18 protein-coding genes are annotated in these 23,892 nt (G+C 47.7%); 6 read left to right on the forward strand and 12 right to left on the reverse strand.

What is annotated here, in order from left to right; translation table 11 throughout:
- Nucleotides 1-95: 95 nt before the first annotated feature.
- Nucleotides 96-434, reverse strand: coding sequence for a hypothetical protein (locus CEQ32_RS13235; RefSeq protein WP_037414054.1), 339 nt, complete (start codon nucleotides 432-434; stop codon nucleotides 96-98).
- 241 nt (nucleotides 435-675) lie between these two features.
- On the opposite strand from CEQ32_RS13235, the gene CEQ32_RS13240 reads away from it, so the two are divergent.
- On the forward strand, nucleotides 676-2,484 hold the full coding sequence (locus tag CEQ32_RS13240; RefSeq protein WP_037426953.1) for a protein kinase domain-containing protein: 1,809 nt from the start codon (nucleotides 676-678) through the stop codon (nucleotides 2,482-2,484).
- 45 nt (nucleotides 2,485-2,529) lie between these two features.
- Here CEQ32_RS13240 and CEQ32_RS13245 read toward each other — a convergent pair whose 3' ends face one another.
- The 3 genes from CEQ32_RS13245 to CEQ32_RS13255 form a co-directional block, all read right to left on the reverse strand.
- Nucleotides 2,530-4,932 carry a zinc-dependent metalloprotease gene (locus tag CEQ32_RS13245; RefSeq protein ID WP_037426950.1) on the reverse strand — a complete coding sequence of 801 codons (2,403 nt, stop codon included), beginning with the start codon at nucleotides 4,930-4,932 and terminating at the stop codon, nucleotides 2,530-2,532.
- A gap of 80 nt (nucleotides 4,933-5,012) precedes the next feature.
- The gene (locus CEQ32_RS13250; RefSeq protein ID WP_037414057.1) at nucleotides 5,013-8,723 is read right to left on the reverse strand and encodes a response regulator; all 3,711 of its coding nucleotides are present in this window, start codon (nucleotides 8,721-8,723) and stop codon (nucleotides 5,013-5,015) included.
- Between the two features lie 219 nt (nucleotides 8,724-8,942).
- Nucleotides 8,943-10,337, reverse strand: a complete 1,395-nt coding sequence (locus CEQ32_RS13255) for a PhoH family protein (protein WP_037426948.1) — start codon at nucleotides 10,335-10,337, stop codon at nucleotides 8,943-8,945.
- Nucleotides 10,338-10,728: 391 nt separating this feature from the next.
- Between CEQ32_RS13255 and rapA the strand changes: the two genes are divergently transcribed.
- A complete protein-coding gene (rapA, locus tag CEQ32_RS13260; protein ID WP_088586180.1) occupies nucleotides 10,729-13,635 on the forward strand; it encodes an RNA polymerase-associated protein RapA in 2,907 nt (968 codons plus the stop codon).
- A gap of 242 nt (nucleotides 13,636-13,877) precedes the next feature.
- On the forward strand, nucleotides 13,878-14,801 hold the full coding sequence (locus CEQ32_RS13265; RefSeq protein ID WP_088586181.1) for a DUF3530 family protein: 924 nt from the start codon (nucleotides 13,878-13,880) through the stop codon (nucleotides 14,799-14,801).
- A 124-nt stretch (nucleotides 14,802-14,925) separates the two neighbouring features.
- Here the strand turns inward: CEQ32_RS13265 and CEQ32_RS13270 are convergent, their stop codons facing one another.
- Entirely contained in the window at nucleotides 14,926-15,732 is an 807-nt protein-coding gene (locus CEQ32_RS13270) for a crotonase/enoyl-CoA hydratase family protein (protein ID WP_088586182.1), read from the reverse strand.
- Between the two features lie 572 nt (nucleotides 15,733-16,304).
- Here CEQ32_RS13270 and CEQ32_RS13275 point away from each other — a divergent pair.
- Together CEQ32_RS13275 and CEQ32_RS13280 are read left to right on the forward strand one after the other, a co-directional pair.
- Nucleotides 16,305-17,300: a response regulator gene (locus CEQ32_RS13275; RefSeq protein WP_037414066.1), complete on the forward strand. Its 996-nt coding sequence runs from the start codon at nucleotides 16,305-16,307 to the stop codon at nucleotides 17,298-17,300.
- A gap of 18 nt (nucleotides 17,301-17,318) precedes the next feature.
- Nucleotides 17,319-18,290, forward strand: a complete 972-nt coding sequence (locus CEQ32_RS13280) for a GGDEF domain-containing protein (RefSeq protein WP_037430146.1) — start codon at nucleotides 17,319-17,321, stop codon at nucleotides 18,288-18,290.
- 66 nt (nucleotides 18,291-18,356) lie between these two features.
- On the opposite strand, the gene rraB is transcribed toward CEQ32_RS13280, so the two are convergent.
- The 6 genes from rraB to CEQ32_RS23130 all read right to left on the reverse strand — a co-directional run bounded on the left by rraB (nucleotide 18,357) and on the right by CEQ32_RS23130 (nucleotide 22,960).
- Nucleotides 18,357-18,764 (reverse strand): ribonuclease E inhibitor RraB, encoded by a 408-nt coding sequence (gene rraB, locus CEQ32_RS13285; protein ID WP_037414069.1) that lies wholly within the window; start codon nucleotides 18,762-18,764, stop codon nucleotides 18,357-18,359.
- A gap of 43 nt (nucleotides 18,765-18,807) precedes the next feature.
- Nucleotides 18,808-19,551: a 1-acylglycerol-3-phosphate O-acyltransferase gene (locus tag CEQ32_RS13290; protein ID WP_037414070.1), complete on the reverse strand. Its 744-nt coding sequence runs from the start codon at nucleotides 19,549-19,551 to the stop codon at nucleotides 18,808-18,810.
- A 185-nt stretch (nucleotides 19,552-19,736) separates the two neighbouring features.
- Entirely contained in the window at nucleotides 19,737-20,510 is a 774-nt protein-coding gene (locus CEQ32_RS13295) for a metal ABC transporter permease (RefSeq protein WP_037430149.1), read from the reverse strand.
- Nucleotides 20,511-20,514: 4 nt separating this feature from the next.
- Nucleotides 20,515-21,423, reverse strand: a complete 909-nt coding sequence (locus CEQ32_RS13300) for a metal ABC transporter solute-binding protein, Zn/Mn family (protein ID WP_037430150.1) — start codon at nucleotides 21,421-21,423, stop codon at nucleotides 20,515-20,517.
- Nucleotides 21,407-22,588 (reverse strand): membrane protein, encoded by a 1,182-nt coding sequence (locus tag CEQ32_RS13305; protein ID WP_037430151.1) that lies wholly within the window; start codon nucleotides 22,586-22,588, stop codon nucleotides 21,407-21,409. The genes CEQ32_RS13300 and CEQ32_RS13305 overlap by 17 nt, the downstream gene beginning before the upstream one ends.
- Before the next feature lie 81 nt (nucleotides 22,589-22,669).
- A complete protein-coding gene (locus CEQ32_RS23130) occupies nucleotides 22,670-22,960 on the reverse strand; it encodes a hypothetical protein (RefSeq protein ID WP_037430153.1) in 291 nt (96 codons plus the stop codon).
- Nucleotides 22,961-23,204: 244 nt separating this feature from the next.
- Between CEQ32_RS23130 and CEQ32_RS23210 the strand changes: the two genes are divergently transcribed.
- Entirely contained in the window at nucleotides 23,205-23,330 is a 126-nt protein-coding gene (locus CEQ32_RS23210) for a hypothetical protein (RefSeq protein ID WP_011621366.1), read from the forward strand.
- A gap of 84 nt (nucleotides 23,331-23,414) precedes the next feature.
- Here CEQ32_RS23210 and CEQ32_RS13320 read toward each other — a convergent pair whose 3' ends face one another.
- Entirely contained in the window at nucleotides 23,415-23,744 is a 330-nt protein-coding gene (locus CEQ32_RS13320) for a hypothetical protein (protein WP_037430156.1), read from the reverse strand.
- Nucleotides 23,745-23,892 lie beyond the last annotated feature (148 nt).

Consider the following 23,892-nt stretch of genomic DNA (forward strand, 5'->3'; position numbering starts at 1 on the left):
AAAGGCTAAAGTTATCCTTACTCTAATGGCATTTACGAGTGGATGCAAAATCTCAAATACGGCAAGTTAATCATAGCGATGGAAATAGTTAATGATTAAGACAATGCTTCTTGCACCCGGCGTAACCAAGCACAGTTATCACATTGGCATTGGCGACGGGAAAGATGGTGTGGGCTGAGTGAAGAATCAATAAAGTCGACGGCAATAAGCAATTGTTGCTTAAGCTCGGAGATGGATTTTTGTTCGACGGCCACCAGCTCATCATTCTGGTTCATCCAGATACACTCCATGCCTTGGTGGCATGTTAGACACTGCTCATCGCTATCATTAAAAAATACCGCATGTGGACAATGAGTCACTTCCATTGACTGTAAAATTCGCTTACGCGGAAACTCTAATAACTCGATCAATAAAGCCTTATCTGGGGCGGGCATATGCCCTCCTTAAATCCACTTTGTCCACGGGAAATTTAACAAAAATATATCCCAATCCAATGTGCTTAAGATTACCTAGACTCTATACGATTTAACTTGATATAAATCAAAGTCAGCGACGAAATGATGGGATAGGTGAGCCGCAAACAGTGCGCATTTTATCCTCTTAAAATAAATCTCCGCTCCTATTTGCTTAACATACCCGCTTGCTGTTTAAATAACCCAAACAAGGAGCCTCGCATTGCAAACACCCCAACTACAACATTTTTACATTTCCGAAGAGCAATCGATTTATTTGCTCAAGGCTAACGATGCCCGCAAGCACAAGGCATGGATCCGTTTATGTAAACAACAGTTAAGTAAGTTGGGTTATCGAGACATTGAGTTTATCGGTAAGGGGGCTTATGGCTTTGTGTTTGCGGGAATTAATCAGGCCGACGAAGCCCATGTATTTAAATTCTCAAGAATTAATCTGCCGCAGCATATTCAAGACCGCTTAGAGGAAGAAGCCTTTATGCTGTCCTTGCTCAAACACCCCAACATTCCGGGGACGATCAAATTTGAGCGGGTCGGCAAACAAGGGATTTTAGTGATGGAGCGGGCTAAAGGTGAAGATTTGGAGCAACTTTGCCGCCGCTTAGGCGCTCTGCCTCCCGCAATGGTAATGAGTATCGCCCGCCAACTCGCCGATATTCTCTACTATCTGCGCACTGGCAAACCCTTAGTACATGGCGATATTAAGCCTTCAAACCTTGTCTATGATATTGAAAGCCAACACTTATCCTTAATCGACTGGGGCTCCGCCGTGTTTGCGCAACGGGATGAACATAACAAGGCCGTCGAAGACAATGTGATGACACTGATGTCGAGCGATCAGCAACACACTAATGCCCGCATGGGAGATGTGTATTTTATTGGCGAAGAACAGCTAAACGGCGCACTCTCCAGCCCACGCTTTGACGAGCAAGGCGTCGCAGCAACGTTATATGCTTTAGCCTCAGGACAAGCCAGTCGGTTCGGTGCGCAGGTTATCCCGCCCACCAGCATTGGCTTACCGATGGAATTAGCACGCACCTTGGAAGGCATGCTCAGTAGTGATGCCGTGCAGCGCAATCTAGCGGGAGATTATTTTCTCAAAAGCATGCGCCACAGCCATAGATTGCACTTACCTGAATTGCCAAAAGCTGAGCTGATGGGGGACATCCCCGTCTGGGTCCAATCCCGTGAAAAAGATGTCGAAACCGTCAGTTACAGTTCGCGTAAATCATTCTTAAAAGAACATAATGCTTACGATCCCATCGCCAAGATGGACGATATTCAACTCGAAAAATACTATCGCAACTTCTTAGCTGGCATGGGCGACACCGAAAAAGGCTTTATCGCCGCCGTGGGTCGTCTAGGCCAATATCCGATCGTGGGCGGACTAGCGATTCATTGGCAAGAAACCGGCGTGTTTATTGATTCTAATCTTGCCATTTACGATGCCAAACAAAAAAGCGCGCTCATCATCGCCGTTAATAATATGGTGACCCTCGCACGGGGAATTAAACGGATCGGCGTCTTTAAGGCCTGCTTTTTTAACGCCAGGGATACGCTGCATATCGAGCGTGAAAACATTCACGAACCTTTTGTCGCCAGTGCCGATTTACAACTGCCCTTTGAAGTGGGCGATGTGCCAACCCTCGAGGATAAATCGCGGCTGCATTCTTACTTTGAAGATGGTAAGGATCCGGATGAAAACCTTGAACTACCGAACGAAATTATGGAGGAATTGGCACGCATCAACCAAATCCACCATACGGGTTGCATTATTTTTGAAGCCCTACCGAACCACTTAAAGATCCACAGCTACTTAAAGTTGCTCAACCCGCGTAAACAGGCGGCGTTTCGCGCCAGCCTCGACCGCATTTTGCATTATGTCGGTAAAATTCAAGGTCATGGCGTTTCCGGCTTTATGAAACTGCCCTATAAAAATACCCGTCGCTTTACCCATATTGAACGTAAGCCCGAGTATTTTTATCCTAAAAATCCAAAAGAAATAGGCGCTTAACGATTCTATTCGCTAGCGCCTATTATGCTGATAGCCAAACCAAGACTAGATAGGCGAGCCTGGCGGTAAAGTTAAGGGCTTAGGGATAAGCTTTTTATTAGCATCCAAGAGCCCCGCACTAAGGCCCTGCTCCAAACCGTTATAGTGGGCAGCCACTTTAGCATTGGCTCGGTTAGCTTTGGCTTTGAGCTGCTTTATCACAAATTGAGCACGTTCAAAGAGCGCAGCCTTAACCTCTGGCGCAGTTTGCGGATCATGGTAGGTCGACAAGAGTTCATCGATCACCACCGCATTAACGCGCATCCACACACCTTCAACTAAGCCAAGCTTATCTTCCTGATATAACGTGGCGGCAAACAACTTATTCAGTAGGGTCTCAACCGAGAGTTGCTCATTATCGGCCATCGCCGCTTGGCTCACACGATTTAAGCGTTTTGGCATGAGCAGTAAGCTTACAGTGTGGCGAGCAGACACTTCTGCCATGCCAAGGGGATCGCTCGCCACCCCAAGCCCCGATTCAAACGACTCCCGCGTTGGCTGATAATTACCCGCTTTAGGGACTAAAGTGTCTAACAATGTTTGTGGGACCGTTAGACTGGCTGCATCTAAGGTGCTTAACAACGCATCGAGACCCGACAATTGTAATGGCGGTGCAATATAGCTCCAGCGACCGCCCTCACCGATAGACAAATAGTGATAGTCGGTGCCGCCAATAAATTTTGCGACAGCCTCGATTTGGTAACGATTGAGTAAATAGATAGGTACAAAAGCATCGACCAATTCACCAAGCGGCTCGCCAGGCAATAAGGCCGCTCGACTGAAACCTTCAATCGCCTTGGCACGAATGCGATTTAGCTCCAATAGTTGAGCGATTGGATCATCACCACTGTCCCACAAACTTGCATAGGCGTGACTGGCATCCTTTTGGCGTGAGTCGGCTTCACCGATGTAACGCAGTCCCTTACGCGCGACCTCGGCCAACAACTGATTCTGCAGCGTCAACTGGGCAGTCACATCGCCTTCATCGCTATAACCGTAGGCGATGGCAAAGTTATCCCACGGCCCGACACCAACGCCATAAGGTGCTGAAATATCAATATCATTGCCTTTCAGCTGGAGCTTGGGATGGGGGTAATCCATCACAGAGGCATCCTGATTGGTTGAGGCGGCAAAGTTATGATCTAACCCTAAGGTATGACCGACCTCATGGGCAGCAAGTTGCCGAATACGCGCTAAAGCCAGCTCATTAGCGGCCTTCTCTGCCGCCGCTCTATCCTGCCACCCTGCGGTTAATCCTTTGGCAATCAAATAATCTTGGCGTACCCGCAAGCTCCCTAAGGTCACTTGGCCTTTGATGATTTCGCCAGTACGCGGATCGGTGAGCGCTGCACCATAAGACCAGCCCCGCGTCGCACGGTGGACCCACTGGATCATGTTGTAACGGATATCCTGCGGATCGGCATCGGGCGGCAATAATTCAACTTTAAAACCGTTGATAAATCCCGCTTGGGTGAAGGCCGTTTCCCACCAGCGTGCGCCATCGAGCAGTGCCGAGCGAATAGGCTCAGGCACGCCAGGGTCGAGGTAATAGGTGATGGGCTTTACCACTTGGCTCGGCGCTGGGCCTGGGTTCACCTTCTGCAGGCGGTGGCGCAAAATAAACCGCTGCACCAGAGGCTCAGAAAAATCCGTCGCATAGTCACGGTACTCATCGGATAGATAGCCGCTCATCGGATGATAGGCGCGAACTTGATAGCCTTCGCCTGGCAATTCAACAAAAGAATAACGCATCCGTACTGACATAAAGGTGCCATCGGGCGTGACCTTAGCGACTTGCTCGCCAGCAACATCGCCCTTAAAGGTCAATTGCACATCTACATCGCTATTGTTTTCAAAGGATTTAACTCCTGCGGGCAAAATCGCCGAGCGGGTTAAATCGAGATGATAATTGCCCTGTCCCGTCTGTTGCAGCACATGTGAGACACCGTGCAGATCATTAAGCACTAGCTCACTGATCGCCACCATATCCGGCTTACCTTCGAGCAATTTTCCCTGCCACAATACCGAATCGGCAAAGGCTTCCTCTACTGCTCGTTTTTCGGCGGCATCTTGGGTATTGGCGCGATACTGGGTGTTCAGTTGCTTAAGCTGGATGTAGGGACCTTGACGTTCAAACTGCACCATGCGGGTTTGACCTAACTGGCCACGATCTAAGCCGATATCGTTAGAGCCAACCCCTTCAGGTAAGCTAGTCACCAAGAGAAAGGGCTGATTGAGGCGACTCACCTCAAGGTATAACTCCCCTTCGCTCGGTTCATAGTAAAAATTGAGAAATCCCTTGGCTACTTGGCTTTGTTTAACAATTTTAGTGCTCGGCAGAGTAGCGGCAACGCTAAGGGCTGGCAAACCTAAGAGCAGGATGGCGAGGGCTAGGCTATGGGGTTTCATCTTTCCTCCTGAACTGGCTGTCTACGTGGTCACGCTATGAAACTAACCACGCGGGGCCATCACTGGCCCCGGGCGAACAATTAATGGTGATTATGTTTGTGCTTAATCCAATGGGTTAAGGTTTCAAATAATTCGGATAGCACGATAGGCTTAGTAATATGGGCATTCATCCCTGCGGCGAGACTCTTTTCCCGATCACCAGACATCGCATGGGCTGTCATGGCGATAATCGGTAAGGCATCAGCGCTGTAACGTTCACGCAGTGCCCGCGCCGCCGTTAAACCATCCATTACTGGCATTTGAATATCCATTAATACCGCATCGAAGGGGCGCGAGTCGATAATATCCAACGCAATTTGGCCATTTCCTGCAACGACGACTTCGTAACCCGCACTCTTTAACAGCTCTGTCGCAACCTGTTGGTTGATAAAGTTATCTTCAACCAAGAGCACTAAACCTGTGTGCTCACCTTCTTCGACAGCCACTTCAGCAATAGGCTGTGCGACATTGAGCCTTGGCTCGTCGGCAAAGGCGGCAATAATCTCATCGAACAGGCTCGAGGCCTTAAAGGGCTTTTGCAACACAGCAAACACATTGGCACTATCGACTTCAAGTTGCAAAGGTTCAGCCGCATAGGCCGTCATCATAATAATGATTGGCCGTTTCGCGATCCGACCTTCGGCCACCATGGTATCGATGGCGCTAATCACATCACTGCCATCCATTTCTGGCATCATCCAGTCGAGCAACAATAAATCGATAGGATCTCGCGACAACTTATACAGCGCCTCGGCGCCGCTCGCGGCAGTATCCACCTCAAAGTGGAAATCGCGCATCAACGCTGAGTAAATTTGCAGCGCCGTTGGGTTATCATCCACCACAAGTGTGCGTAAATTATTGAGTTTTTCAGGCACAACTAAGGGCTCAACCTTGGCCTCTTCAGCAATCTCAAAGCTGATGGTAAAACTAAAGGTACTGCCGACGCCTAACTCACTCTGTACTTGCATCTTGCCACCCATCATGGAGACCAAATGCTTACTGATCGATAAACCTAAGCCTGTGCCGCCGTATTTACGGGTCGTCGAACCATCGGCTTGGGCAAAGGCATCGAATAACTTTTCCTGCTGATCTTTACTGATCCCAATACCGGTATCCCGCACCCAGAATTTTAAGGTAATCCGGTGATCGCGCTCGCCGACATCTTCACATCCCAGTTCAATCTCGCCGGATTGGGTAAACTTCACCGCGTTAGACAACAAATTGATCAGCACTTGGCCTAGACGCAGTGGATCGCCCTTAAGAATGAGCCCTGCCGTCACTGGCGCATACAGCAATAATTCAACGCCTTGTTCCTGCGCCTTAAGCGCGTTGAGATCGAGGGCATGATCGAGCACTTTATCCAGCGGAAACGGCACCCGCTCCAACTCTAACTTACCCGCCTCAATCTTAGAGAAGTCGAGAATATCGTTAATAATCCGCAGTAACGACTGCGCCGAGAAACCGGCTTTTTCGAGGTAATCCTTCTGCTGCGCCGTCAGCGAGGTGCGCTGCGCCAACTGCAACATACCGATAATAGCGTTCATTGGCGTGCGGATTTCATGGCTCATATTCGCCAAAAATTCACTCTTGTACAGGTTGGCCAATTCCGCGTCCTGCTTCGCCTCCAACAGCGCCACTTCGTTACTCTTATGGCGCGTGATGTCCTTATGGGTACCGACCATACGCTTAGGCTGACCATCGGCGGTAAATTCCACTACCCGTCCACGGGAAAGCACCCAGTGATAACTGCCATTTTTACCTAAAATCCGAAACTCGATTTCATAAGCATCGACCGGGTTTTGCAGATACTGATTACGATATTCTTCGACGCGAATTCTATCGTCGGGATGCGTCAGTTGATCAATCGCCGACAATAACGCAGGGAATTCATTGGGTTTATACCCCAGCATCGAATAATAGGATGGGTTGCAAATAATATGCTCCGAATCCAAATACCAGTCCCATAGACCGTCCTCTACCGCATCCATCGCTAAGTGGTAACGCTCTTCCGACAGACGTAACTGTTCGGCGGACTCGTACTCACGCGTGACATCGCGCCACACGGCAATTAAGCCTTGCAGCTCACCACGACGGTTATAGAAAGGCAGTTTCAGGGTGTCGAGCAACACAGGTTTGCCCGCTAACTCGACCTTCTCTTGATAACGCAGCGGCGTGCGATCTTTTAGGATCTGCTCATCCTCGGCACGAATACGAATGCCCATCTCTGGCGAGGTTAAATCCTCCGACGACAGACCGATCATCTCGCTTTCGGTGTAACCCAACATCCGCTCGGCGGCCTTGTTACAGCCGAGGTAATTGCCCTCTTTATCTTTAAAGACAATGGCTTCTGGGATAGAGTCGAGTAAGGACCGCAATAGCGCATATTCACGTTCGCGGCGCTCGGTAGCATCTTTTAACCGCTCAGTACGACGCGCGACCAGTTTATCGAGTCGTTTATTTTGCTCGGCCAGATGGTGAGTGTATTGCTTGTTTTCCTCAAAAATGCGGCTGACCAATAGGAACCAAGGCTCCCAACCAGGGGTGATTTTTTCCGGCGGTTTACGCGGTTCTTGGGAGCAGCCCTCTAAGTGGGATAACAGCCGCGATGCAGGGCTCACAAAAGAGCGGCGCGTTTGCCAGTGTACTATGGTCACCAGCACCGACAGAGCGATGACCACAAGGATAAAGGTCAGTTGCAGTTTTTCGACCGAATCTTGGAACAGATCGTCTTCATTTTGCAGATACAACAAGCGCCAAGGCGCATTATGCAGCGCAACCGAGTGGATATAGTAACCGTTACGAATAATGCCTTCGTGGGCGTCGAATAATTCAGACTCAGGCAACGAATGCAGCTCAGAAGGAATGCGCTGGCTTATGTGATACACCCGATTGATATCAGAGCCATCAAAATCACTGTGGGATAAAATATTATTCTGCTGATCGAGCAGGATGACCGTCCCCGGCATTTTGAAGTACACCCGAATTTGCCGCGCCAATGAGGCTAAGGTCATATCGAGGTTTATCGAGCCCATAAACTCATCGTCGAGGTAAACGGGCACACCTAAGGTGGTCAATAAGCCTTTACCTGTGGAGTCGACGTAGGCCTCACTCCAAAACACGCTGCGTTGCGGGTTCATCGCTGGCGTCGCGTATTGGAATTGTTTTTTATTGAGCAACTCGTCTCTAAAACGTTGATCATCATTGGTCCAAGGGAAGTAGGACATCATCCGCTGGCGCGATAGATAATAAATTGCCGAGGCTTTGGGTGCGGCTTCTTTGGCCACAGGGAAAGACAGCGATAACTCGAACAGCATTTCCAGCTCTTGGTAGAACTTATCACTGCGACCATCGAGGGAACCCGCGCCCGTGATCCGCCCCATATTAGTGAATGGCTTGCCACCTTTGGCGTAATTAGGCTCTAAGGTAAAATACTGACCACTTTCGTTAAATTTGCCGTACTGCGGTAAGCGATCCTTACGCACTAACTCACCTAAACGTAGATGATCCACTGCCACATCCCGCAAGCTCTTCACCGCACGAATGCTCGACTCCAGTAGTAAGTCAATTTGCAATACATGGCGTTCAACCTGCTCTTCACGCTGATCCATCTGCTGGCTTTTCTGGCGATCGAAAAACATCCACGCCGTCAGCAACGACAGGACAATTACACCGATATAAGTATAAAAAACGGCACGGTTATAATTCTTTTGGATCGGCGATTTTAGCTGGAGATCCGGCTCACTCGATTTCATCCACTACCCTTGATTGCAGCACTTGATTTAGCCATCGGTGGCAAAAGTTACGGAGTTCATTTATGGGTCCTTATATTAGCAGGAAGAAACCCCGAGTCACATCAAATAATTGCCGCTCTCAGACTAGCAAAGTCTATGGTTAGCTAACTGAAAAATCATAGAAATGGCTAAAAATAAAGGCCCCACAAGTGAGACCTTTTGTAACAATTTAGTTAATGGTTAGAGATGTTCTTCAGCGTATTCAGCTAAGCGTGAACGCACCACGCCATTCAGGTACAAGTTTGCACTGCCTTCAAAGTCTTTAAAACGCTCAACAATGTAGGTTAAACCCGAGGTCACTGCGGTGAGATAATTGGAATCGATCTGCGCTAAGTTACCGCAACAAATCAATTTTGTGCCTTCCCCCATCCGAGTGATCATGGTTTTGATCTGCGACGCCGTCAGGTTTTGACATTCATCCAAAAGCACAATGGAGTTTTGGATCGAGCGGCCGCGCATAAAGTTGATCGACTTAAATTGGATATTCGCCTTCTCCATGATGTAGTTCAAACTGCCGGTCGGATTGACATCATTCTTATGCAGCACTTCTAAGGTATCGGTAATGGCCGCGAGCCATGGCATCATCTTTTCTTCTTCGGTGCCGGGTAAAAAACCTATCGATTCGGCAATTTCTGGCGTATTACGAGTCACAATCACCTTATCGTAGCGATTACGCTCCACTACCAACTCAAGCGCAGCCGCCATTGCCAGTAAGGTTTTACCGCAACCCGCTGGCCCCGTTAAGATCACCAGATCGATATCGGGATCGAGCAAGGCTTGCAGCGCCATGCCTTGGTAAACATTCTTAGGTTTAACGCCCCACGCCTCGAGGTTTTTTAAGCGCTCGCGGCCCAAATCCAAAATATGCAGATGAGTATCGCTACGCTCGGTGACGCGCCCACAAAAATCAGATTCGGTGTCAATCAGATACTGGTTAATGTAAAAGGGTTCGTTGTCTAAATCTTTCAGTGGGACTTCATGAATCGTATGCCGACCGTGGCGCTCGGTGGACACTTTGTTTAAATGCTCCCAAAAATTACCTTCGAACTGATAAAAGCCCTTGCTGAGGAAACGAATATCGTCGATCAGCTGGTCGGTTCGATAATCCTCAACCAATTGAATACCCGCGCCCTTGGCCTTAAGACGCATATTGATATCTTTAGTGACGAGTACCACAGTGCGTGGATGGTGAAGATTTTGTAGATGTAGTGCGGTATTGATAATGCGGTTATCGTTGCCATCCCCCGGCAGGGCACCTAAGGTAAAATCGACAAGATGGTCAGGGAAAATAGAAAGTGAGCCTATTGCATCGGCATGCCCTTCTCGACTTGGCAAAGGGACGCCATTAATAATTTGTTCCGGTGTTGTATCGCCGCCGAGGGTATCTTCCAATGCCCGAATGGCAACTCTCGCATCGCGACTCACATCACTCTTTCGATCTTTAATCTGGTCTAGCTCTTCTAGCACAGTCATCGGAATGACTACATCGTGCTCTTTAAACGAATAGATCGCCAAAGGTTCATGTAGTAACACATTGGTATCCAGTACAAACAACTTTCTGTCGTCTTGTTCCATGGCGCCTCCAGAGTGCTCGATTGTTTTTATGTTATATCTCGTTCCCAGTGAGTGGATATGGCTCCTTTGCTGATTGGCGTTAGGTTAAGAATGATCTTTAAGTTCAAGCCTCTACCGAATAAAGATAGCTAGCGGCTTACACTAATATTGGCACCATTCTCAATGAATGCCAACCAAATCATCAGAGACTCGAAAGCAGTGTAGGTCCCTCGATATGACAGAAGCATGACAAAACCTCGAGCTGCAACAGAGAATTTTCTTCACTGTTCAATTTGTAATCTGCTGTGTGGAGAATTAGTCTCTAACGGTTGAGAGGGCGATTCAAATATCCCTAGTATTGATATAACATACGCGCCCTTTGTTAGAGTCCGCCCAGAGATGAGAATTTAAGATGCCGTTTGCCTTAGGACAACGTTGGATAAGTGATACCGAGTCAGAGCTTGGTTTAGGAACAGTCGTACAAGTTGAAGGCCGCATGGTCACAGTGTTATTCCCTGCGACTGGTGAGAACCGTATGTTCTCGCGTAACGAAGCCCCGCTGACCCGCGTCATATACAACCCTGGCGATACGGTTGAAAGCCATGAAGGCTGGAGTCTCTCGGTCGAAGAACTCACCGAAAAAGACGGTCTCGTCGTCTACCACGGAATCCACAGCGAAACAGGTGAGAAAACCAGCCTGCGTGAGACCCTGTTAAACCACAACATTCGTTTTAACAAACCGCAGGATCGCCTGTTTGCGGGTCAGATTGACCGCCTCGATCGTTTCGGCATTCGTTACCAATGCCAGTTACTGCGCAATCAACTGGCGACCTCTGATTTACTCGGCTTACAAGGGCCACGCGTTGGTCTTATCCCCCATCAAATGTGGATTGCCCATGAAGTGGGTCGCCGTTATGCGCCGCGGGTGTTGCTGGCCGACGAAGTGGGTTTGGGTAAAACCATCGAAGCAGGGCTAATTATCCACCAACAACTGCTGACAGGCCGTGCCGAACGAGTATTGATTATTGTGCCGGATACCCTGCGCCATCAGTGGTTAGTGGAAATGCTGCGCCGCTTTAACTTGCGCTTCTCCGTGTTTGATGAAGACCGTTGCGTTGAAGCCTTTGCCGACCATGACAACCCTTTCTATACCGAACAGTTAGTGATTTGTTCACTCGAATTACTGCGCAAAAAGAAACGTCTCGACCAAGCACTCGATGCCGATTGGGATCTGTTAGTGGTTGATGAAGCGCACCATTTAGAGTGGACCGAAGACGCCCCAAGCCGCGCCTACCAAGTGGTTGAAGCCTTAAGCGAAGTCGTACCGGGCGTATTATTACTGACCGCAACACCGGATCAACTCGGTCACGAGAGCCATTTTGCGCGCTTGCGCCTACTCGACCCAGATCGTTTCTATGACTACGACGCCTTCCTTGCTGAAGAAAACAGCTACAAAGATGTCGCCATCGCCGCCGAAGCTTTAGCGGGCGAAAGCAAATTATCCGATACCGCTATCAACAGCTTAACCGAATTACTCAGCGAAAAAGACATAGCGCCGAGCATTCGGTTAATTCAAGCCGAAGGCATCGACAGCGAATTGCAACAAGCGGCGCGCAGCGAATTACTGCAAGAACTGCTTGATCGCCACGGCACTGGCCGCGTGCTTTACCGCAACAGCCGCGCCTCGGTAAAAGGTTTTCCGAAACGTATTTTCAACGCCTATCCCCATGCGATGCCTGAGCAGTATCTTACCGCTGCACGCGTGAATGAGATGATGGGCGGTCGTAAAACCTTAGAAGCGAAAGCGGCACAAGCCTTAAGCCCTGAAAAACTCTATCAAGAATTTGAAGACAACAGCGCCAGTTGGTGGAAATTCGATCCTCGCGTGGATTGGTTAATCGAGTTTTTAAAGTCGCACCGCAGCAAGAAAGTGCTGATTATCGCCAGTGGCGCCGATACCGCCCTGAGCTTAGAAGAAGCCCTGCGTACCCGTGAAGGCATTCAAGCGACCGTATTCCACGAAGGCATGTCGATCATCGAGCGCGATAAAGCGGGTGCTTACTTTGCCCAAGAAGACGGCGGCGCTCAGGCGTTAATCTGTTCAGAAATTGGTTCTGAAGGTCGTAACTTCCAGTTTGCCAGCCACTTAGTGTTGTTCGATCTGCCATTAAACCCAGATTTATTGGAGCAGCGTATCGGCCGTTTGGACCGTATTGGTCAAAAGAACGATATCCAAATTCACTTGCCTTATCTGCAAGATACGGCACAGGAGCGTTTACTCCAATGGTATCACCAAGGTCTAAATGCCTTCGAGCTTACCTGCCCTGGCGGCCATATACTTTTCAGTGAATTTGCCGAAGATCTGTTAAATGTCCTTGTCGGCGGTGATGAAGATGAGCTAACCAATCTGCTCAACCACACCCAAAGCCGTTACAAAGAACTGAAACACGCCATGGAGCAAGGCCGTGATAAACTGCTGGAAATCAACTCCCATGGCGGCGATAAAGCCAAAGCGATTGTCGAGCGTTTAGCCCAAAGCGATCAAGATACTAAGCTGATTGGTTCGGTGATCCGCTTGTGGGACATTATCGGTGTCGACCAGGAAGATAAAGGCGAAAACTCGATCATCCTGCGTCCAAGCGAGCATATGATGTTCCCGACTTATCCCGGCCTGCATGAGGATGGCGTTACCGTCACCTTCGACCGTGATACCGCACTCTCCCGTGATGATATTGCCTTGATCACCCAAGAGCATCCACTGGTGCAAACCGGCCTCGACTTGATCACTAGCTCGGATACCGGTACCACAAGTGTTGCGATATTAAAAAACAAGGCATTGCCTGCGGGCACCCTGTTTTTAGAACTGATTTATATGGCAGATGCCTCGGCGCCTAAATCGAGCCAGCTCTATCGTTATCTACCGCCTACGCCAATCCGTATTCTGCTGGATAAAAATGGCAACGATCTGTCAGCCAAGGTCGATTACACCAGTTTTGACAAACAGTTAAGCGCGGTAAACCGTCATATTGGTAGCAAGTTAGTCACGGCCTCACAGCCAATTCTGCATCCGTTATTTGCTAAAGGCGAAGAGTATGCCCAAGTGGCCGTCAATGAATTAGTGGCTCAAGCGCGCGAGAAGATGACCAGCCAGCTTACAGGCGAACTCGAACGTTTAGAGTCCCTCAAAGCGGTCAACCCCAATATCCGTGAGGAAGAATTAGAATACCTACGCAACCAAATACGGGAGCTGACCACTTACCTCGATGCGAGTCAGTTGCAGCTTGATGCGATTCGTATGGTGCTAGTTAGCCATGTTTAATCTTGATTGGCATTAAACCGAGCCTTATCCGGCTCGCTTAAGCTAAAACACAAACGCCCAGCCAATCGCTGGGCGTTTTTATTTTCTCTGTTGTATAAACATTTTTTTCGCATAAGTCTGTCTAGGCGCCGCAGTGCGCGGTCGCCGTCACGACCTTAAGCAAAAATTGCTTCTGCTACGCTGCTTAAGGTTATACTCTAGCTAATTGAATTTATAAGACTACACAGGTGGTTATCAATTCTATGGCGCGTATCATTCCCTCGGTATTGAGCCTCACCTTAGCTCTCGCCAGTGCGAGCTTACTCGCCGCCGATCCCAGTAGCCAAACTCCCGAGCCTAGCGCCGAAGTAGCTCAGTCTAATCCTAACAAACCGACGCCCGTTAAAAGAGCGAGCAGCTATTTACCCGCCAATGAGATCAAACAAATCACCATTGATGACCAACCACTTGAACTCTTAGTCCGCTCGTGGGAAGGCCGAAAAAAACTCGGTGCAGCCATTATTTTACCCGCCACTAATGGCACCGCCGATGCGCCCGGATTAATGGCCTTTGTCCGACGTAATATCAATGCTGCCGGCTGGGCGAGCTTAAGCCTCACGCCGCCAACAGAACCACCAGCGCCCAATTTTGCCACCCCAGCAACTGAAGTCGCGACTGCGGGGTCAGCGCAATTAACCACGCCTTCCAATAAACCAAGTCAAAAGGTAAAGCCTGAAGACAGTAATAAGCATCTCCTTGAGCAAGAAGACTTTCTCGTTAAAAGCATGTCACAGCTCGACAGCGTTGGTAGCGATTATCCTGGCAAACGAGTACTGATCACCGCCGATCAAAGTGCTGGATTATTGATAAGCCTATTAAGCCAAAAGAAAATTGCCGATCCCGATGTATTGATTGTCATCAATCCCTACAGTGCAGACGAAACGCGCAACCAAGCCATAGCCGAGAAGCTCGCTAAACTCACGATGCCGATACTCGACATTCAATCACCCGATGGTCACCCCGCCTCATTAGAAACGGCTGAACAACGTAAAACGCTGGCAGTGACCTTAGAGGCACCCAATTATCGGCAGACAACGCTGGCATTGAATCTGGATAATGAAAGCGCTTGGCAGAATTGTTTATCGGCCATTAGAGGATTCGCCGCCCGAATGAGCGGCGCCTATTGAAATTTTAATCCCCCTGATTTTACGAGCACGGCTTGCTAGAACAAAATAAAGCTCGACACAGCAACGCAGCCTCAGCATTGAGGAAGTCTTTAACATGGCTTTCTCGCTAATGGCATCAACCAAGTTACCAGCCAGACTGGCGATCCTTGTAGGGTTTAGTGGGATCTTTTAACTGACGAACCGCAGCGATAGTACGATTTTTGCCAAGCAGTAATCTCACTTGACTCCATGACTCGCGGCATAGCAACGCACGGACCGAAGCAGTCCAGCTGCGGTTAATACTCAGCTTAATTGCCGCAGCCGCATCGGGGGAGGTATTGAGGAGTTCTTCCGCCAATTGTTGCGCGCTTAACATTGGGTTATCACTTAACTGAGTCACTAAACCTAAGGTGTTAGCCTCTTCGCCAGAGAGCACTTTTGCCGTGAGACTGAGTAACATCGCTTGATCCTTTGGCATAATTTGCCGCAATGCCACTAGGCCTGCCATATCGGGCACCAGCCCCCATTTGGCCTCCATAATGGATAACTTACTGTCAGGGCTTGCTATCCTAAAATCCGCACCTAAAGCGATTTGCATTCCTCCACCATAACAGCAGCCTTCCAATACCGCGATAACGGGTACAGGTAAACGCTGCCAGCCAAGGGATACTCTTTGGGCTAGGTTGGCATTGCCTGGCAACCCTTTAAACAGCAATTTAACTGCTTGCATCGGCGCCGACATCACGCTTTTGACATCCAAGCCAGAACTAAAATGACCTCCAGCGCCAGATAAAATTACTAGCCGAATACGCGGATCTGATTTAATCCTTTTGATGGTTTTATCGAGTTCGCTAAACATCAAATAATTAATTGCATTGAACTTTTCTGGACGATTAAGCACAACATTTGCGATGCCATTCTCAACCGTAACTTGCACACAACGCTCACCCATGAAATATCCTGCTACTGGTCAGTCCAGACCAAATGTTAACATGTTTGGCATGATTAACCAAAACATGTAACATAAGGCCGAATTTTGACTTTAGTCAAAATATTGTCAGTCACCGTTAAGTATTAGTGTGCGATTATGTTAGGCTGCAATCTAAAACCTAACAAATTCTGATTTATGAAGCTGTTAGAATAAATTTACGATGCTGTTCAGCCCATGCCAGCGTCTAATTTGAACAAAATGCATCTCTAGCAACTCCGCTTACCTACAGCATGTATACCTGTGCAGATAGAGGATCGATACTGTAGACATCTGTTGATGGATTAAGCATATAGATGGTCGCAAAATCGAGGTATTTTTTGCGATAAATAACGAAGTTAACTTAGCTAACCACAATTTTAATCGCACTATGCCTTTAGAATTTAATGGCAAGATAAATAAAATTAGCTAATTAAATCTATAAGTTATATATAGATGATGTAAATCAAACTTGCCCGAAGCACATAATTCGTCACTCAAACATGAAGAATTAGTGTTATCTTCAATAAATGGGCAAATAAGGATCTGTAGTCAGCATGACAATCTCTGTACTCATCTGTGACGATTCCGCTATGGCGCGTAAACAAATGGCTCGCACCCTTCCCAAAGAGTGGGATGTCGAGATTACCTACGCGACCAATGGTGCCGAAGGGTTAGATGCCATTCGCGCAGGTAAAGGCGAAGTGGTCTTCCTCGATCTCAATATGCCCGTAATGGATGGTTATGAAGTACTACAAACCGTTCAACAAAACGATCTCCCCGCCCTTATCATTGTGGTCTCGGGTGATATACAAATCAAAGCTCATGAACGTGTTAAAGCTCTAGGTGCATTGGACTTTATCCAAAAACCCGTCAGTGCTGATGCCATCAGTAATATCCTCCAAGAGTACGGCATTCTTACCCTAACGCAGAAAGATCAGGTGGAAGACACGCCGATGATCAAAGTCGATATGCGTGATGCCTGCCAAGAGATCGCTAACGTTGCCATGGGCCGTGCAGCCGATTTGCTCGCCAAATTACTCGACGTATTTGTCCTATTACCTATCCCCAATGTGAACGTGCTCGAAGTCAGCGAACTGACCATGGCTCTGAAAGCAACAGAAGAAAGCTCAACTGTTTCAGCACTTTGCCAAGGATTTATTGGTGCAGGCGTTGCGGGTGAAGCACTGTTGTTATTCCATGATTCAAGCTTTAAAGATATGGCCAAGCTCATGGGGGTTGCAAATCCTGAGGATAAGAATACCGAGATTGAAGTACTGATCGACACGGGGAACGTATTGATTGGTGCATTCCTGAATGGGATCTCAGAACAACTCGATATGAAATTCAGCCAAGCCCATCCTGTGGTGTTGGGCCGTCACTGTACAGTGAATGATCTTATCCATGATAATTCGGAAAAATGGCACAGAACATTAGCGATGGAAATCAACTATCGTATTGAAAATCATAATATTCAATGCGACTTACTGTTGCTCTTTACCGAAGACTCTATTCCGACACTGAGCTACAAACTCGGTTATTTACTCGATTAATCAGTTGGACTTTACCTTATGTCAAACGATCAAAGCGCAATGAACGAACTCCATTGGCTAATCGATATGGTACAAACCATAGAAGTGGGTCTCGTGGTATTAGATCGCGATTATAATATCCAACTGTGGAACGGCTTTATGGAAAACCATAGTGGCGTTTCACCCAATTCTATTAAAGGTCAAAACCTGTTTAGCCGCTTCCCAGATTTGCCAGCTACTTGGCTAAAGCAAAAAATGGAATCGGTTTTTATGCTCAAAAATCGAGCATTTATTAGTTGGGAACAAAGACCTTACGTGTTTCAGTTTAAAAACTATCGTCCAATTACTGGGCGCGCCGATTTTATGTACCAGAACGTAACTTTGCTGCCTCTCGCTTCATTAACAGGCAAAATTACCCATATCAGTGTGATTATTTATGATGTCACCGATATCGCCGTGAATAAGTTGCAGATCAAGGCCGCCAACGAACAGTTAGAGCGTCTTAGTCAAACCGATGGATTAACGCAACTGCATAATCGCCGCCATTGGCAACTATGCTTGGAACACGAGTACGATCTCTATGCCCGTTATTCCGGTGTAGCAAGCTTGGTGATGATTGATATTGATCATTTCAAAAATATCAATGACACCTACGGCCACCTTGCAGGTGACAAGGTTATTCAACATATCGCCCATCTTCTGAGTCATTCATTGCGGGAAACCGACTGTGTCGGTCGCTATGGCGGCGAAGAGTTTGCGGTAGTCATGCCCAATACCAGTGGCACCGATGCCCTCAACTTTACCGAGCGTTTGAGGGAAAAGATCGCTGAATCCACCGTAGTGTATGAGGGGCTGAAGATTAAAGTGACTGTCAGCCTTGGCGTATGTGAAATAGGCAAACATATTACGAGCAGTTCAAGTTGGATTTCCTGCTCAGACAAAGCGCTTTACGAGGCCAAACAGAAAGGCCGAAATTGTAGCGTCCTACATGCAGCAGCAATTTCCACTTAATTAGGCTTAATAAAGTAAAAGCCCATCATTGATGGGCTTTTACTTTATAAGAATTATGACAACGTATTAATGTGGAAAACCATCGTCCTGTTCGTCATCTTCTTCGTCTTCATCTTCTTCATCGCCAACAAAGTAAGTACCCCAACCGTCATAATCCACTTTTTGCTTGGCTGCGAGTTGCAATAACTGTTCAGTCGCTTTGTCTAATAATGGAATTTCTAACTTGTGATAAGCAACAGCGTCAAAACAGAAAATCACCGAACCATCTTCCAATTCCATTTCTTCAGCATCATTGACTTCAAATCCAAGTTTGAATGCATCAACCGCAGCCTTTTCTAAGCGCTCAAAATTGCTCGATGAAAAATGGTGCTCAATGGTGTATTCAGCATCTGGCTCTGAGCCATCGTCGAGCAAGGCTTGCACTATGTCACGATTCTCGGCGAATTGGGCTTTTAACTGACTTTCAATAGACATGGACTTGTCTCCGTTAAGATAAAACTGGCTCAAATTGGCGTTATTATACGTCATCAGCCGGGATAGTTTTACCCATTAATGTTGCCGCTTCGCGATTTATCTCGTTAAATTTTGCCGACATAATCTCGTGCACCTGTGCCGAAAAGGCTTTCGCGTCAGCTTTATCCAAACCTTCAGTCGGGATTGGCGCCATCATCTCAATAATCACCACACCATTATCCCAACGGTTCAAATCAATATGACTTTGGCATGACGTCAACACGGGTACGACTGGCACACCAGCCGCAATCGCAGTGTGGAAAGCTCCCGCTTTGAAGGGCAACAGTCCGCGCCCCCGTGAGCGCGTACCCTCAGGGAAAATCCACACGGAAAGACGATTCTGCTTAATTTTTTCCGCCGTTTTCGCCATGGTATCAAAAGCACTATTGCGATTTTTTCTATCGATCAGAATATTACCTGAAAGCCAATAGATCTGGCCAAACAAGGGGATCCACACTAAGCTCTTTTTCCCTAAGCTCACAGTGCCTTTAGGTACCGCTTTAGTATGTGTGAATAAATCGAAGTTATTTTGATGATTTCCAAGAAATATATAGGGGCCATCCTGCACTTCCTTAGGCCGACGTACTATGACTTTAAGCCCTAAAATCGGCGCTGCGGATGAAAAGATCTTGGCGAACATATGTACATTGTCACGGTGACGAGGTCGTAATAGGCAAACCAAACCACCAAAAATAAATGCAAGTAACAATGACACCGCCAACAACACAGATCTGACAATTAATAGCACGACATACTCCAAGGGTGAAAGTGGCGACAGTATAGCCACCCAGCCCTAGGGACTCAATATAATGTTTACATCTGTTAGCTGAGTTGCTAACAATCAAACAAAAGCCCATCGTTACTCACGCAATAAGCGTATCGATGGGCTTTTAAATCAATATCAACGCCTAACACTCAGCATAAAACCTAGCGTTAGATCTGACTCACTGTAGCCATTTTGCTTAAGCCTACACGAAATACCAGTGCACTGACTGCCAAGGTTGCGACAATCGCCGCCCCACTCGGTAAATCCATGGTTGCCGATAATACCAGACCAAGTAAGTAACCCATAAGGCCGACCAGATAGGCGTAAAACAAGCCGTTTTTACCTTGGTATTTATTCAGAGCAAGTGCAGGTAAAATCAAGGTACTAAATACTAAATAGACGCCCACCAGCTCAACCGACAACGTAATAACTAGGGCAAACAGGAGATAGAATCCGGCACCATTTAATATTTGTGGCCGCCAAAAAATCAACGCCAACACCCCAGCATAAACCACTGTCGGTAACACTAATTGCGACCAACTCACCCAAAGGATCTGGCCCGACATCAATTGTTTTAGCAGCTCTGCACCATGGGGATCGTTCGCCAGCAATAGCATAGCGGCCACGGCCGATAGCACATAAAAACAACCGATCATGGCTTCTAACTCACCCGCCATTCGCTTAGATAACCAAGCGATAAACCCCGCCCCCGCAAGGGCGAATAAGGCCGGCATCCACGCATTAGAAAATGGCATCTCTTCTAACCTGTGGTCCATGTGCGCCACAATCGCCCCCAACGCGGCGACTTGCGCAATGGCTAAATCGATAAAGATGATCCCACGCTTAAGCACTTGTTTGCCAAGTACAATATGCGTTGAGAGCACTAAGATCCCCGCCGCCAGCGCTGGCAGCAGGATCGACATCAGTTCCAGATCCAACATAGGCTTATTTCACCCCGTTTAAGAGGGCTATCGCGCTGTCGTAGAGGCTGAAGAGATCTTGACTCGCATCGTTGCCACCTACCGACATTGGCAACATAAGCACAGGTAGATTAGCCTTTTCACCCAACCACTTAGCACCACGCTCATCCTGATAGGACGCCACAACTACAGCCAGAATATCGCCCTGCTCAGCACGGCTCAGCAAACTCGCTAAATGGCCGCTAGTCGGCGCCAGACCGGGTTTAGGCTCAAGATCAGCAGCTTGTTCAATCCCCAACCAGTTGAACAGATATCTAAAGCTGGTGTGATAGGCGATGACCTTTTTGCCTTTTAACGGTTTGGCTTGTTCTTCCCAACGAGGGATCGCCGCCTGCCAACGAGTGCTAAAATCCGCTAATGCCTTTTGGTAATTCGCCGCCTCGCTCGGGTCGAGTTGACTCATCTTAGCGCTGAGCGCATTCGCGACGCTTAGCAAACGAGTCGGATCGAAGTGAATATGCGGATTTCCCTGAGCATGCACATCACCCATGCTGCGGTCCACACTCGCTAACTTATCTAAGGTATCGATTTGATCGGCGGCGAAAAACAACCCCTGATCGGTAGAGCGAACCTTAGCGTTAGCCGACTTCATTTGCAGCATTGGCAGCCAACCGATTTCTAAATCGGCGCCCGCACAGACCACCAGATCCGCTTGGCGCATTTTGGCGATCAAACTCGGACGCGCCTGCACTTGATGCGGATCCTGTAAGGCCGTGGTTGCCGAATAAATGCTGGCGTTTGGAGCCAACTCTTTTGCCAATGCGGCATATTCGGGTTCACAGGCAAACACATTCAGCTCTGCATGGGCAAAGCCTGAACAGGCGAAAGACAGGGCCGCTGCGGCCGCTTTAACAAAATTAGAATTGATGCGCACCGTGAGCCCCCAGAGACATAATGTATTGAACAGTGAAAACATTGTCGTCTTCGATTCCATCGAAGTTAGTTCCCTTCTGATTGGTGTACTGGAAACGTACCGTCGAGAAATGGCTCGAATGCCACGCCAGACTCACCTCAGATTCCTTTAACTTCTGTCCATGGAAATGATCGCCATGGAGCTCTTGGGTATCCACCTCGCCGTAACGCACACCCGCAGACCAGCTAGGCGTGAATTGATATACGCTGCTCAGATACCAACCTTGATGATAATCCTTGCTCGGCGCATCCTCGGGATGAAGGTCGCTCGGCACAAAGTCAGTCACACGATAATACTCGCCGCTCAGGGTCAGGTTTTGGTATTTATAGTTACCATTTGGCGCCCATTTATACACAAAATCAGCACCATAGGTGTTTTTACCTGTGTAAGATGCCGCATGGCTGTGGTCATGGCCTTCCTCGGCAGTTTCGTCTTCGTGCTCATCGCCTTCTTCATGGGCTGTGACTTGACCGTTTTCGTTACGTAAGTAACTCAATCCCGCCTGCCATGAACTGTTATCCCCTATATCGCCACCGATTTTTGAATATAAGGTGTACACACCGACATTTTTAAACTCACGTTCGCCATGTTCATCGGCGGCGCGCATGCTCTCGCCCTTGAACGCTTCAGCGCCAATGGTCCAATACAAATCAGTTGGAGCAACAAAGTTTAAGCGCACGCCATCATCGAAGTAGTGGCCGCCGAAAAATGCACGGTAAGCAATCGGGCGGTCGGTGAATGAATCGGTATGTAAATGCTGGTTATTTAGATAACCGATATCCGACAGGAAACGTCCGCCACGGATGGAAAAACCCGCAGGCATTGCCATGGTTTGGATAAAGGCTTCTTCAAGATTAAGCTCGGTTTCACCATCATGCATCTCAACGACGGCGGTCACTTTGCCGTAGAACATGTCGTCAATATTGGCACTCATCGCCAACTCAGTTTCACCTAAACCAAATCCTTCGGCGGTTTCTGCCAATGGGCGTTCAGCCGTTTGATAATAGCCATTCAGCACCGCACTGATCGCTGGATTGGTTAAACTTGAGTCAGCGGCAAATAACGTCGGCGAAGCAAATGCGCACGCCAAGGCCACCAAAGAAATTCGGTTGTTAAAAACAGTCATGATATCTCCAAAATACAACTAGCACTCGATGACTAAGTTAAGTCATCAAGAAATACAATAAGTTAAAATATTAAAGTTGATTTAATGGAGAACAGGCGGCGCACGGCTTAGGTAAACACTGACGTGTTTGAAGAAGGTAACGGGTAAGACAAACTCACAAACATCAAATCGCTGTATCGCTAAATTTAACGTCTGCGGAGCTGTGAACAGAATTTTATTTAGCTGATGTTGATGGAAGCAGAGCGTACAGTGCGTCTTCGCCCCATCATCAAGGTGAGTCACACTATGGGCTGAGGCAACAAAAGACAGCAGTATCAATACGGCGGCAAGCCATATCGAAATTGTGCGTCTTAAGTGACTATCTAGTCTCACTCAGTCGTCCCCATAGTAAAAAGTGGCACAAGTTTAAGTCAGGCCGCTAGTAAGTTGCAATAAGGTAATGGTCAAGCAATGCGTTACAAGATATTTACCATTGCAACTGATGACGCCTTAAAAAGAGCACATTATTGGCAAAAAGAGTTATTTAAGATTAGCTTAAGTCAGTGAATCTATTATGTGCCCAGTGTTATACAGGCTAAATATTTAATTCTATTCAACCCAGCAAAAGGCAACCAAAATGCTAGCATTCTTTCGTGAAAACTTAGGATTAATCTTAGGGATAGTGATTTTCGGCGCAGTCATTTTGGGCGGGATTTATTACGTAGAACACTCATTAGAGAGTCAAGAACAGGTTATTCAATAACAGGTTTACCCTGTAAAACAATGTCGAGCCTCAGTGGTAGGCCCCTAAACGGCTCGACAGGGTTAAACCAGTGTCATCCCATCTCTAGCGATACTTTTGCCGTTGATCGCTATCGTCTTCCTTCTCTGGTGCCTCAATCGTTTGCAGCTGATCCATAAAATGACTCACCAACAGCAACATCACACAGAAGATCATCACAGGGATCAAAAAATGCCGCGTCGAGGCATCGAAGTAACTGTATAAGCCCGTCAGAACACTCGCATAAAAACCAAACAACTTTAACTTCAATAATTTAGGACTATGACCAAGCCACGCTGAACAATGGGGACATTGGACTTGGGCGTGAAAGCCCTTTCCGCGCTGCTGGGTAATTTGGGCAATTTTAATCGACTGATGACAATGGGAGCACAGCATGTAAAGTACATTCCTAACTATGGGGCGCTAAGTTTATCAGATCCTTATCCCATTCCGTCGAACTAATTAGCGTCGAGGTTTCAGAGCTTCATTCTATGGCCTAAAGCTGTAAACTGGCGCACAAATTTTAAACATTGTTAGTCTATTA

It is taken from the genome of Shewanella sp. FDAARGOS_354 (assembly GCF_002209245.2).
In the GTDB taxonomy this organism is placed as follows: Bacteria; Pseudomonadota; Gammaproteobacteria; order Enterobacterales; family Shewanellaceae; genus Shewanella; species Shewanella xiamenensis.